The sequence below is a fragment of the Massilia sp. NBRC 108631 genome, assembly GCF_059704565.1.
On sequence record NZ_BAAKJE010000133.1, the window covers coordinates 40,164 to 52,711 of the forward strand.

Annotated in this window: 10 protein-coding genes; 4 read left to right on the forward strand and 6 right to left on the reverse strand. The window is 67.9% G+C overall.

From position 1 onward, the window contains the following. Positions 1 to 9: 9 nt before the first annotated feature. From AC6H42_RS14870 to AC6H42_RS14885, 4 genes are read right to left on the reverse strand one after another with little or no spacing between them, the layout of a single operon-like run. Positions 10 to 4,482, reverse strand: coding sequence for a DEAD/DEAH box helicase (locus AC6H42_RS14870; RefSeq protein WP_497548381.1), 4,473 nt, complete (start codon positions 4,480 to 4,482; stop codon positions 10 to 12). Between the two features lie 56 nt (positions 4,483 to 4,538). Further along, positions 4,539 to 5,144 (reverse strand): SRPBCC family protein, encoded by a 606-nt coding sequence (locus AC6H42_RS14875; protein ID WP_497548382.1) that lies wholly within the window; start codon positions 5,142 to 5,144, stop codon positions 4,539 to 4,541. After that, a complete protein-coding gene (locus AC6H42_RS14880) occupies positions 5,144 to 5,710 on the reverse strand; it encodes a dual specificity protein phosphatase family protein (protein ID WP_082551992.1) in 567 nt (188 codons plus the stop codon). Before AC6H42_RS14880 ends, AC6H42_RS14875 begins: the two co-directional genes overlap by 1 nt. 44 nt (positions 5,711 to 5,754) lie before the next feature. Then, positions 5,755 to 6,909 carry an MGDG synthase family glycosyltransferase gene (locus AC6H42_RS14885; protein WP_497548383.1) on the reverse strand — a complete coding sequence of 385 codons (1,155 nt, stop codon included), beginning with the start codon at positions 6,907 to 6,909 and terminating at the stop codon, positions 5,755 to 5,757. A gap of 168 nt (positions 6,910 to 7,077) precedes the next feature. Here AC6H42_RS14885 and thrC point away from each other — a divergent pair, with 168 nt between their 5' ends. From thrC to moaD, 3 genes are read left to right on the forward strand one after another with little or no spacing between them, the layout of a single operon-like run. Beyond that, a complete protein-coding gene (thrC, locus tag AC6H42_RS14890) occupies positions 7,078 to 8,553 on the forward strand; it encodes a threonine synthase (protein WP_497548384.1) in 1,476 nt (491 codons plus the stop codon). A gap of 3 nt (positions 8,554 to 8,556) precedes the next feature. Continuing rightward, positions 8,557 to 9,765 (forward strand): molybdopterin molybdotransferase MoeA, encoded by a 1,209-nt coding sequence (locus AC6H42_RS14895; protein WP_497548385.1) that lies wholly within the window; start codon positions 8,557 to 8,559, stop codon positions 9,763 to 9,765. 8 nt (positions 9,766 to 9,773) lie between these two features. Further along, positions 9,774 to 10,031 (forward strand): molybdopterin converting factor subunit 1, encoded by a 258-nt coding sequence (moaD, locus tag AC6H42_RS14900; protein WP_497548386.1) that lies wholly within the window; start codon positions 9,774 to 9,776, stop codon positions 10,029 to 10,031. Between the two features lie 12 nt (positions 10,032 to 10,043). Here the strand turns inward: moaD and AC6H42_RS14905 are convergent, their stop codons facing one another. After that, the gene (locus AC6H42_RS14905; protein WP_057156657.1) at positions 10,044 to 10,295 is read right to left on the reverse strand and encodes a hypothetical protein; all 252 of its coding nucleotides are present in this window, start codon (positions 10,293 to 10,295) and stop codon (positions 10,044 to 10,046) included. Positions 10,296 to 10,385: 90 nt separating this feature from the next. On the opposite strand from AC6H42_RS14905, the gene AC6H42_RS14910 reads away from it, so the two are divergent. Next, positions 10,386 to 11,657, forward strand: coding sequence for a TIGR03862 family flavoprotein (locus AC6H42_RS14910; RefSeq protein WP_497548387.1), 1,272 nt, complete (start codon positions 10,386 to 10,388; stop codon positions 11,655 to 11,657). Between the two features lie 69 nt (positions 11,658 to 11,726). Here the strand turns inward: AC6H42_RS14910 and AC6H42_RS14915 are convergent, their stop codons facing one another. Then, the gene (locus AC6H42_RS14915; RefSeq protein WP_057156655.1) at positions 11,727 to 12,536 is read right to left on the reverse strand and encodes a head GIN domain-containing protein; all 810 of its coding nucleotides are present in this window, start codon (positions 12,534 to 12,536) and stop codon (positions 11,727 to 11,729) included. Positions 12,537 to 12,548: the final 12 nt, after the last annotated feature.

Genomic DNA, 12,548 nt, shown 5'->3' on the forward strand with positions numbered 1-12,548 from the left:
TTGATCGCGTTAGCGCCTGCCCACCAGGCGCGCGTGCAACAGTTCGCGTTCGGCGCCGGGCGGAGACAGATAGCTGAGCTTGCCGGCAACGATGGTCGCCACAGGCAGTCCATCGCGGAACAGGATGCGGTTGCCCGGCACGGCGGGCACCTTGTCGCCGGGCTGCAGCGTGCCGCACAGGTTGAGCGGGTCCACGCCGGAGATGCAGGCCAGGCTGCCGTTGTGCTGGCGCCGCCGCACTTCGCGCAGCAAGGGGATGGCTTCGGGCAGCGCGAACTGTTCGCCGGAGAAGCCCGCCACGAAGCGCCCGCCACGGATTTCTCCGCGCGCTTCCAGCCGGTGGTAAACCGGCAGCAGTTCGCGCCAGGACGGCAGCCACGATGCCTCGCGCTCCAGCAAGCGCCAGAACATCACGCCATAGCGCCGCAGCAGGATCATGGCGACGTACTCCAGCGTCTCGGGTGGCAGGCGCGGCTTGCGGGCAGGTTTGCCGGGTGTGGAGGTGCTGGCGCTGGCTCCGGCGGGGCGGACCGCCGAGAGCCCGGCTGCGGGCGGGGCTAGCGCGCTGGCCGTGTTTGCGGCGTCGCGCCGGACCAGCGCCCAGCGGCCCGCTTCTTCCATGGTAGGGCCGGCGCCCCGGCGGCGGCGCTTGTCGTTGCTGGCGCGCTTGGATGCGGGCAGCAGCATGGCGCGCATGCCGGCAAAGCTGTCGGCGTTCACCAGGCCGAGCGACACCAGCTCGCCGAGCGCGTTTTCCAGCTCCACCGGCAGCATGCGCGCGTCTTGCTGCAGTTCGTCCAGGAACATGGCGCCGTGGCGCTGCAGCAGTTCCAGCACGGCGGCGGCGCGGGACGACACCTCGGGCGGTTCGCTGGCGCCGTTCAAGCCGTGCCACAGCGCGGCCTGGCGGCGCGGCAGCAGTACGATGGGCGTGCTGCGCACCGGACCGCCCGCTGCTGAGCGCGGCGCGCCGACGCGGGTCCACACCACTTTGCCGGCGCGGCACAGGTCGTCCAGCCACAGGATGGAGTAGTCGCGCAGGCGCGGCGCCAGCAGGTCGGCTTCCCAGGCGCCGGCGGCCGCTTCGTAGCCCTCCAGCTGGGCCAGCACGGCGGGCAGCGCGTCCTGGCCTTGCAGTTGCGTGTCGTCCGTGAGGTGCTGCCAGTCGAACAGGAAGCGCATGAAGTCCTGCTGCTCGACAGGCTCGATTTCGCGCCGCAACCGCCTGATGGTGTAGCGGTGGATGCGCGCCAGCAGGTGCCGTTCGCACCATTCTTCCTCCGCCACGCCGGGTGTGAACCGGCCGCGCATGACGTAGCCTTCGCTTTCCAGTTGGGCCAGGGCGATGGCGGCGGTGCTTTCGGGCAGTGCCAGTGCGCTTGCGATGGCGGCCAGCGGCTGCGGCCCGAAGCCGGTGAGGCGGGCGCGCAGTAGCTCGACCAGCCCGGCGTCGCGCGTCCAGTCGTCCGGGCCGTTGCCGCGATGGCTATCGGGGACAGTCAGCGCCGGGGCCGCCGTGGCGCCGGGATAAACAGCTTGCAGGCAGTCCAGGCGTTCGAGGGCGACCCACAGATCAGGTCCGCCGCCACCTGTGGCTGCGGGATCGCCGGCGCTACCGCTGCCGCCGCCCCGCAGGCGGGTGGCGCGGCCTTGCTGCGCGAGGGCCGCCAGCCATGCCGGCCAGCCCTCCTGCCGCTGCGCCTCTTCGTGGGTCAGGCAGGCCAGCGCAACGAGTGCTTCCTGCATTTCGTCTTCGGTGCGCGCGTTTGGCCAAGCGTCCTCAGCCACCCCGGCGATGGCGTCCGCGTCCAGCGCGCCCAGATCGCCGGCACTGGCGGGATCGGTCCAGCGGCGGTTGATCACGGCTTGCGTGCGGCGCTCTTCCAGCGGTGCATCGTCCAGGAAGGCGTAGGGGCGGGCGTTCAGGATTTCCATGGCCAGCGGGGAAGGCGCGGGCAGGTCGCGCGCAAGCAGGCGCACGTGACCCGCCTCCATGCGGCGCAGCAGCGCCAGCCAGCCTTCGCTGTCCATGGCGTCATGCAGGCAGTCATCGAGCGTCTGGTCCACCAGGGGATGGCTGGGCAGTTCGCGTTCGCCCACGATGTTTTCCAGGCACGCCGCCTGGTCCGGAAACACCGACGCCAGCAGGTCGTCGCTTTTCATGCGCTGCAGTTGCGGCGCGACCTTGCGGCCACCGGTGAAGCGTGGCAGGGCCAGGGCGGTGGTGGCGTTCCAGCGCCAGCGCACGTTAAAGAGCGGGGCGTCCAGCAGGGCTTGTACCAGGATCTGCTCGGCGCTGCTGGAGCGCAGGTAGCGCCATACTTCGTCCAGCGGGAAGCTGTGGCTGGTCGATAGAGAGAGGATGATGGCGTCTTCGGTGGCGGCGGCCTGCAGTTCGAAGTTGAAGGTGCGGCAGAAGCGCTTGCGCAGCGCCAGGCCCCAGGCGCGGTTGATGCGGCTGCCGTAAGGCGCGTGGATCACCAGCTGCATGCCACCGGATTCGTCGAAGAAGCGTTCCATCACCAGCGTATTCTGCGTCGGCAGGGCGCCCAGGGCGGCGCGCGCCACGGCCAGGTAGTCGACGATCTGGCGCGCGGCTGCGTCGTGCATGCCGAGATGCTCTTCCAGCCAGGCCACGGCGCGGTCCAGCGCTGCCTCACCGCCGCCGCTGGCGGCCGCAGCCAACTCCCGCTCGATCTCGCTGCGCAGGCGCGCCACGCCGGCGGACAGTTCATCGCTGCGTCCGGGCGCCTCGCCCAGCCAGAACGGAATGTTGGGCGCTGCGCCGTGCGCGTCCTCCACCCGCACCTTGCCTGCCTCGACCTTCATGATACGGTAGGACGTGTTGCCGAGCTGGAAGACGTCTCCCGCCAGGCTTTCCACGGCGAAGTCCTCGTTCACCGTGCCCACCGACTGCCCCTGTGGCTCCAGCAGTACCGTATAGTCGGCATTGTCCGGGATGGTGCCGCCCGACGTGACGGCGGCCAGCTTGCCGCCGCGCCGTCCGCGCAGCGAACGGCTGGCCGCGTCGCGGTGCAGGTAGGAGCCCCGTACGCCGTTGCGCGTCGTGTAGCCTTCGGCCAGCATGCGCAGCACCTGGTCGTAGCGCGCCCGCCCCAGCTGCGCGTAGGGCTGCGCACGGCGCACCAGCTCGAACAGCTCGTCCTCGCTCCATTCGCGGCACGCCACTTCGGCTACGATCTGTTGCGCCAGCACGTCCAGCGGCGCCGACGGTATGCGCAACGCATCCAGCTCGCCGCGCCGCACGCAGTCCAGCAGCGCGGCACACTCGATCAGGTCGTCCCGTGAGGTGGGAAACAGGCGCCCCTTGGGCATGCCGCCCACGTGGTGGCCCGAGCGGCCCACGCGCTGCAGCAGGGAGGCGATATTGCGGGGCGAGCCCACCTGGCACACCAGGTCCACGTCGCCGATGTCGATGCCCAGCTCCAGGGACGCGGTGGCGATCAGCACCTGCAGCTCGCCCTTCTTGAGCCGCTGCTCGGCCGCCAGCCGGTATTCCTTGGCCAGGCTGCCGTGGTGCGCGGCCACGTGCCCGGCGCCCAGCCGGTCTCCCAGGTGGCGCGCGATGCGCTCCGACAGGCGCCGCGTATTGACAAAAATGAGTGTGGTCCGGTGCAGTACCACCAGCTCGGCCATGCGGTCGTAGACACGCTCCCACACTTCGTTCGGCAGCACTGCGTCAAGCGGAACCGGCGGCAGTTCCAGCGCCAGGTCGCGCGCACGCACGTGCCCCACGTCCACCACGGCGCATGCATGGTCGCCGCCGCCGCCGACCAGGAAATCGGCCACTGCGGACAAGGGCTTTTGGGTGGCCGACAGGCCCACCCGCACCGGACGTTGCCCGTCCGGTGCATTCAGCGCGCACAGCGCATCCAGCCGCTCCAGGCTGAGCGTGAGGTGGCTGCCGCGCTTGCTGCCCGCCACGGCGTGGATCTCATCCACGATCACGGTGCGCACGGTCGACAGCATGGCGCGTCCGCTGTCGGAACCCAGCAGCACGTACAGCGACTCGGGCGTGGTGACGAGGATGTGCGGCGCGCGCCGCCGCATGGCGTTGCGCTCGGCGGTGGTGGTGTCGCCGGTGCGCACGGCGGCGCGGATGCCGTGCGGCGGCATGCCCATGGCCGTCAGTTGCGCGCCAATGCCTTCCAGCGGCGCCTCCAGATTCAGGCGGATGTCGTTCGACAGCGCCTTGAGCGGCGATACATACAGTACCCGGGTTTCGTCCGGCAGCGGGCCGCCGCTGCTGGCGCGCACCAGCGCGTCGATGGCGGCCAGGAAGGCGGTCAGGGTCTTGCCCGAACCGGTGGGCGCGGCCACCAGCGTGGGCCGGCCGGCCTGGATCTGCGGCCAGGCGCGTTGCTGCGCCTCGGTGGCGGATGGGAAAGCCGCACCGAACCACGCCGCAACGGCGGGATGGAAGTCCCCGGCAAGGCCAGGCAAAGGCGTGCGCTTGTTCATAGCGGTTCAGGTGGGGGCGCCGCCGTGGATGGCAAGGGGGCCGGCCTGCCTGGCGCCTAGCGCGCAGCCCTGGCGCGCAGCGCTTCCAGCGTTTTGGGCAGGCTGTCCTTGCTCATGCTGTCCACGATCCAGCCAGCGCCCAGCGGTACGGGACCGGGATCGGTGTAGACATAATACTGCACCACGGTCCTGGCGCCGTCGCCGGCGACGGGCGAGAGCTGCCAGTAGCCGTCCGTTCCAGCGATGGTTTCCTCGGGTCTCAACCCGGCGGACGGCGCCATGATCCACGCCAGCCGGCACTGCTGCGCGCTGACTGTTGGCGTCATTTCCAAGCGGTATTTCTTAACTTTTCCAAGTGGCAACTTGAGCGTCATATCGACCAGCGGATTGCCGCTGGCTGCCTTGGACAGGGCCGTGTGCGACACGCTGGGCATGAAGCCCGGATAGGCGGCGTAGTCCTGGATGATGGCGCACAGCCTGGACATGGGTGCGCCGATGATGGTGGCCGCGACGAAGGCCTTGCCTTTCGGCTCAGCCTTCGAGTGCACTTCGTGCAGTGTGACTTCCTTCTCGGACAGCCTGGCCGGGTCGATCGCCTCGGCCGCACCGGCGCCCAGGCACAGCAGGGCGGCGGGCAGTGCCAGCAGGGTGGTGCGCTGCATCACAGTTCCCTTTCCACGCCTGCGCGGATAGCTTCCACATCCACCTTGCGCAGGTACGATTCAATATTTTTCCAGACCGAATGGTAGCCGTAGCCGCCTTCCTTCATTTCCCGCAGCGCGTCTTCCTTGCTGCGCTGCTGGTACAGGATGCGGTACATGGCCGTCACCAGGCCGGTGCGGTCGGCGCCGTGCTGGCAGTGCAGCAGCACCGGCCCGTGCTGCTCGGCCGCGCGGATGGCGCGCAGCGCCTGGATGATCTTGCCGTCGCTGATGTCCCAGGTGTTGATCGGCACACTGACCGGCTTGATGCCGCTGCCGCGCAGGACTTTCTTGTCATTGTGGAAGGCGCGCAGGCTGACCACGGTCTTGATGCCCAGGGCCTGCAGCCGCTTGACGTCGTCCGGCCGCAGCAGCGCGCTGCGGAACAAAGTCGGCGTCACGCTGTACAGGTTGCCGGGCTCGTGGATCAGGGTGGCCCAGTCCTGGTTGCGCGCGGTCACTGCCTCAACTTGCGCGGGCTTAGCCGGCGAAGCAGCCGTCGCTGTCGCTGCTGCGGTGGCAGTCATGAGGGCTGCAAGCAACGCGGCGCAGGCCATGGCGGACGGCGCCTTCATGCCGCACGCGCGCTGGCGAACTGCCGCGGCGCTTCCGGTTGAGCGAGTACGCGCTCCAGCACCCGGCGGGCCGCGTCGGGCCTGCCCAGCGCGCGCGCCTTCCCGGCCATTTCCGCCAGGCGCGCCGGATCGCGCAGCAGCAGTTGCACGCGGTACTCCAGCGTTACGGGATCGAAGGCCTTCAGCGCCACACCTTGCTCGAGCAGGAAGTCGGCGTTGCGTTCCTCCTGGCCGGGGATGGGCGAGTTGACGATCATTGGCAGACCCATGGCCAGGCACTCGGACGTGGTCAGCCCGCCCGGCTTGGTGATCACCAGGTCCGCGCATGCCATCAGGCGCTCCACCTGGCTGGTGAAGCCTTGCGCCAGCAGCCGGCCCGGATGGCGCAGAGCCAGCTGCTGCAGGGCCGTCAGCGCCTGCGCGTTTTTACCCGCCAGCACGATCAGCTGGAAGTCGCCCTCCAATGCGAGCAGGCGCGCGGCCACGGTGTCCAGGCTGCCCAGGCCGGCGCCGCCGCCCATCATCAGCAAGGTGGGGCGCGCCGGGTCCAGCCCGAACGCTGCCGCGCAGGCCGCGCGCGGCAGCGGCTGGCCGAACGCCGGCATGATGGGGATGCCCGTCTGGTGCACGCGCGCGGCGGACACACCTGCGGCGCGCATGCGGAACGCCACCTCGTCATTGGCGGCAAAGTAGCCCGCCATGTTGTCTTGTATCCACAGCCGGTGCAGGTCGAAGTCGGTCACTTGCACCCACACCGGGCAATGCAGCTCGCCCTTGGCAATGGCGCGCGACAGCAGCTCGGCTGGCAGGAAGTGGGTGCAGATGATGGCGTCGGGCTGGAAGGCGCCGATTTCCTTCATCAGTGCGCGCGTGTTGAGCCGCTCCACGCCGCGCCGCAGCCGCTGCATGGAACTGCGTGCCGGCGCGTCATGCGTGGCCTGGTACAGATAGCCCCACAGCGCGGGCAGCTTGTTCACCAGCGTGATGTAGAAGTCGGTGTAGAGCTTGCGGAAGCCGGCGCTGACGTAATCCATCACGTCCAGATGGATGGCTTGCACGCTGTCGCCGGCATGGGCGCGGATCGCCTCGGCGGCGCGCATGTGGCCGGCGCCGGCCGACACGCTGAGGAGCAGGATCTTTTGCGGTTTCATGGGAGTACGAGAGTGCGGAAATGACAATCATACCAGATTGCTTTTTTGGTAAAACCACCTGTCGCGCCCTTATTCGAAATATACATAAAACAATGCGATATAACAGCAAAGGCCGAGCCGCACTATAATAGGCGCTCGATTTCGCACGCCAACCGGACTTTCTCATCTATGCAATATGTGTCTACCCGCGCCGCAGCGTCGGCCGCATCGCAGTCTCCGCAACAGTTCTCCGATATCCTGCTGGGCGGCCTCGCGCCGGACGGCGGCCTGTATCTGCCCACCGAGTACCCGCAAGTGACCGGCGCCGAGCTCGACGCCTGGCGCAAGCTGTCCTATGCCGAACTGGCTTTCGAGATCCTGAAGAAGTTCGCCACCGACATTCCGGAAGCCGACCTGAAGGCGCTGACCGCGAAGACCTACACCGCCGACGTGTACCGCAACGCGCGCGAGGGCGAATCGCCCGCCGACATCACGCCGCTGCGCGTGCTGGAAGAATCCAAGGGCCGGAGACTGGTGCTGCAGGCGCTGTCGAACGGCCCCACGCTGGCCTTCAAGGACATGGCCATGCAGTTGCTGGGCAACCTGTTTGAATATGCGCTGGCCAAGAAGAACGCTGAACTGAACATCTTCGGCGCCACCTCGGGCGACACCGGCAGCGCCGCCGAATACGCCATGCGCGGAAAGAAGGGTATCCGCGTATTCATGCTGTCGCCGCACAAGAAGATGAGCGCCTTCCAGACCGCGCAGATGTTCAGCCTGCAAGATCCGAACATCTTCAATATCGCCGTCGAAGGCGTGTTCGACGACTGCCAGGACATGGTGAAGGCCGTATCGAACGACCTGCCTTTCAAGGCTAAACAGAAGATCGGCACCGTCAACTCCATCAACTGGGCGCGCGTCGTGGCCCAGGTGGTGTACTACTTCCGCGGCTACCTGGCCGCCACCGCCAGCAACGACCAGAAGGTGTCCTTCACCGTCCCGTCGGGCAATTTCGGCAACATCTGCGCCGGCCACATCGCCCGCATGATGGGACTGCCGATCGACAAGCTGGTGGCCGCCACCAATGAAAACGATGTGCTGGACGAATTCTTCCGCACCGGCGTGTACCGCGTGCGCAAGTCCGCCGAGACTTACCATACCAGCAGCCCGTCGATGGACATCTCGAAAGCTTCCAACTTCGAGCGCTTCATCTACGACCTGGTGGGCCGCGACGCCGAGCGCACCCGCGCGCTGTTCCTGAAGGTGGAAACCCACGGCGGCTTCGACCTGTCCGGCTACCCTGGCAGCGACGGCGACGAGTTCACCAAGGTGGCCAAGTACGGCTTCAAGTCCGGCAAGTCCACCCACAAGGACCGCCTCGACACCATCCGCGACGTGGCCGACGACTACGGCATCGTGATCGACACCCACACCGCCGACGGCATCAAGGTGGCGCGCGAGAACCTGGAACCGGGCGTGACGATGATCGTGCTGGAAACCGCGCTGGCGGCCAAGTTCAACGAAACCATTCTGGAAGCGCTGGGCGAGGATGCCGAGCGTCCGGCCGGCTTCGAAAACATCGAGGCGCTGGAGCAGCGTTTCGTCGTGATGCCGGCCGACGTGGCCAAAATGAAGGACTACATCGCCACTAATACGGGACTGTAATTGATGAAACCTCTGATGCCGGTGCGCGAGGCGCTCGACTTCATGCTGGCCGCGGCGCGCCCGGTGGCGGACGTGGAAACGCTGTCCACGCTGGCAGCCAACGGCCGCGTGCTGGCGCAGGCGCAGGTCTCGGGCATGAACGTGCCCACGCACGACAACACCCAGATGGACGGCTACGCCGTGCGCGCGGCCGACTGCGCCAGCGGCGCTGCCACGCTGACCGTGTCGCAGCGCATCCCGGCCGGCCACGTCGGCCAGCCGCTGCTGCCCGGCACGGCGGCGCGCATCTTCACCGGCGCCCTGATACCCGAGGGCGCGGACGCGGTGGTGATGCAGGAGCAGTGCGAGCTGACCGGCAACGTCGTCACCATCGGGCACGCCCCGAAGTCCGGCGAGTGGATACGCCGTGCCGGCGAGGACATCAGCAACGGCAGCGTGATCCTGCCCGCGGGTACCCGCCTGCGAAGCCAGGAACTGGGGCTGGCCGCCTCGGTCGGCCTGGCCGAACTGCCGGTGCGGCGCAAGCTGCGCGTGGCGGTGTTTTTCACTGGCGATGAGCTGGCCATGCCCGGCGAGCCGCTGGCGCCGGGAGCCATCTACAACTCCAACCGCTTCACCCTGCGCGCGCTGCTGGAAAACCTGGGCTGCGAAATCAGCGATTTCGGCATCGTGCCCGACTCGCTCGACGCCACCCGCTCCGTGCTGCGCCAGGCCGCAGAAGGCAACGACTTGATCATCACCTCCGGGGGCGTGTCCGTCGGCGAGGAAGACCATATCAAGCCTGCGGTGGAAGCGGAGGGCCGCCTGAACATGTGGCAGATCGCCGTCAAGCCGGGCAAGCCGCTGGCCTTTGGCGAGGTGAGGGATGCATTCTTTGTCGGCTTGCCCGGCAATCCGGTGTCGAGTTTTGTCACCTTCCTGCTGTTTGTGCGGCCGTTCATCCTGCGCATGCAAGGCGTGGGCGATGCGAAAGCGCTGGCGCCGAAGGCCTACCAGCTGCGCGCCGATTTCAGCTGGCCGAAAGCGGACCGGCGCAACGAATTCCTGCGGGCGCGGCTGAACGAGCAGGGCGGGCTGGAGCTGTTCATGAACCAAAGCTCCGGCGTGCTGACGTCCACGGTGTGGGGCGACGGACTGGTCGACAACCCTCCCGGCCAGGCCATCCAGCCCGGCGACACGGTGCGATTTATCCCATTTTCCGAATTGATTTGATAGTTGAGATGAACGTTACTCTGAAATTCTTCGCCAGCGTGCGCGAAGCGGTGGGCACCTCCACCGAAATGCTTGAACTGCCCGCCGGTGTGGACACGGTGGCGGCCATCCGCGCGCTGCTGGTGGCGCGTGGCGGCGCCTGGGCGCAAGCCCTGGGTGAAGGCCGCGCCTTGCGCATGGCCTGCAACCAGGTGATGTGCCAGCCGGAGACGGTGGTCAAAGAGGGCGCCGAAGTGGCGTTCTTCCCGCCGGTTACCGGCGGCTGAGGCCGGGACGAATCAGGACCGTGTGTTGGGCTTGTTCGCCTTGGTGGGCTTGCCCACCGCGTCGCAGGGCGCGCACTCCTGATTCTTGCGGTAGCGCCGGTACTGCGTGCCGACGAAAATGGCGGCCGCCACGGCGGCCCACACGCCGGCGCTCAGGATGTCGGCCTGGGTTGGCGTGCCCTTCACGTATTCCACACCGGCCAGTATGGCGAACAGCGGCACCGCCGCCAGCAAATAGCGCTTGATCCAGAATGCTGCACCCATGACTGCCCCTCGAGTTGGTGGATGTGGTAGATGCGTGCCAGTATGCCCTAGAATGCCGGATTGCCTCAATATTTCACCCGGGATTCCCCCATGCAGTCTCAGAACAATCATGTATTTCGCGTCGCCGTCATTGGCGGCGGCCCGGCCGGCCTGATGGCGGCGCAAACGCTGGCGCAGCGTGCCGACCCCGCCCGTCCGCTGCAGATCGACGTCTACGACGCCATGCCCTCGGTGGGCCGCAAGTTCCTGCTGGCCGGGCGCGGCGGCATGAACATCACCCACGCCGAGCCGTACCAGACCTTCGTCACCCGCTACGGCAAGCGTGCCGCCATCCTGCAGGCCATGCTGGACGCCTTCGGGCCGCAGCACGTGCGCGACTGGGTGCATGGCCTGGGCATCGAGACCTTTGTCGGCACCTCCGGCCGCGTGTTCCCCACCGAGATGAAGGCCGCGCCGCTGCTGCGCGCCTGGCTTCACCGCTTGCGCGAGCTGGGCGTGCATTTCCACCAGCGCCACCGCTGGACAGGCTGGGACGAGGATGGCGCGTTGTTGCTGGCCACGCCGGACGGCGAACTGGCCGTTGCGGCCGACGCCACCATCCTGGCGCTGGGCGGCGCCAGCTGGGCGCGGCTGGGCTCGGACGGCGCCTGGGTGCCGGTGCTGGAGCAACGGGGCGTGCAAGTGGCGCCGCTGCTTCCGGCCAACTGCGGCTTCGACGTGCACTGGAGCGCGCATTTCAGTGCCAGGCACGCGGGGGAGCCGCTGACCACGGTGGCCATCACCTCGACCGGGGCGGACGGGCAGCTGTTCCGCAAGCAGGGCCAGTTCGTCGTCACCGCCACCGGCGTCGAGGGCAGCTTGATTTACGCGCTGTCGGCCGCCTTGCGCGACCAGATCGCTGCCGATGGCAGTGCGCTGATCCACCTGGATCTGCTGCCGGACCTGGACGCGGCCAGGGTGCTGGATGAGCTCAGCCGCCCGCGCGGCTCGCGCTCCATGGCCAGTCACTTGCAGAGCCGTTTGGGCATCAAGGGCGTGAAGGCAGGCTTGCTGCGCGAGTGCGCCAGCGCGGAACAGTATGCCGACCCGGCGCAGCTGGCGCGGGCGCTGAAGATGCTGCCGGTGCGCTTGCGCGCGCCGCGCCCGATTGACGAGGCGATCAGCACCGCCGGCGGAGTGCGCTTTGAAGCCATGGAGGGGATGATGCTGAAGGCGAAGCCGGGTGTGTTCGTGGCCGGGGAGATGCTGGACTGGGAAGCGCCCACCGGAGGCTATCTGCTGACGGCCTGCCTGGCCAGCGGCCAGGCGGCGGGTGAGGATGTGCTGCGCTGGCTGCGGCCGGTGGCGCCCCTGCGGAGCTAAGCCGCCCTGCGACAGCTGCCACGCGCGGGGCGCGGGGGGAGGCGCAGCGCGTATCAGCCGCGGCCCGGCTCAATGATCCCAGCTAACCTCGCCGGAACCGGTGCGGCTCACATTGCGGTTGTCGGGGTTGCCGAACACGCGGATGTCGCCGCTGCCGTTCAGGGTCAGCTCCACCGATTTGCGGGCGAACACGTTGGTGGTGCCCGAGCCTTTCAGGTTCACCACCACCTGGTCCGACGCCAGGTGCTGCGCATCCAGGTCGCCCGAGCCGGTCAATTCGGCGTTCAGGCTCTTGCAGCTGCCGCTGCTGCGGATCTGGCCGGAGCCGACCATCTCCAGCGTCACCACGTCGCTGGCGCCGGTGTTCAGCGTCAGGTCGCCGCTGCCGTGCAGGCCCGCGTCGACTTTCTTGAAGCGGCCGTTGAAGTTCAGGTTGCCCGGCCCGTGCACTTGCACCGACAGCTTTTCTCCGCTGAAGCCGTTGACCGTGCTGTCGCCGCTGCCGTGGATTTCCAGCTCGGACAGCGAAGGCAGTACCAGCTCCACCTGCAACGGCCGGCGGTGGTGGAACAGCATGCCCTTGGTGCCGATGTGCAGTGTGTTGCCTTCCTGTTCGGTTTCCACGTTGCCCAGCAGGCGCTGTTCGCCGCGCACCTTGAGGGATGGCTTGTCGCCCTGGCGCAGGGTCAGGTCGATCGGGCCGCTCAGTTCGACGGAGGTGATGCCGTGGCTGATATCGCGCGTCTCGCTGGCCGGCGCCCGGCCTTGCGCACTGGACGGATTGGTGGCGCCGTGTGCGCGCAGCATGCTGTAGGAGACGGCGATCAGCACGAATGCCAGCAACAGCATACTGATTCCGACTTTGAGTAAGGCTTTCATGGTGTGCTCCTG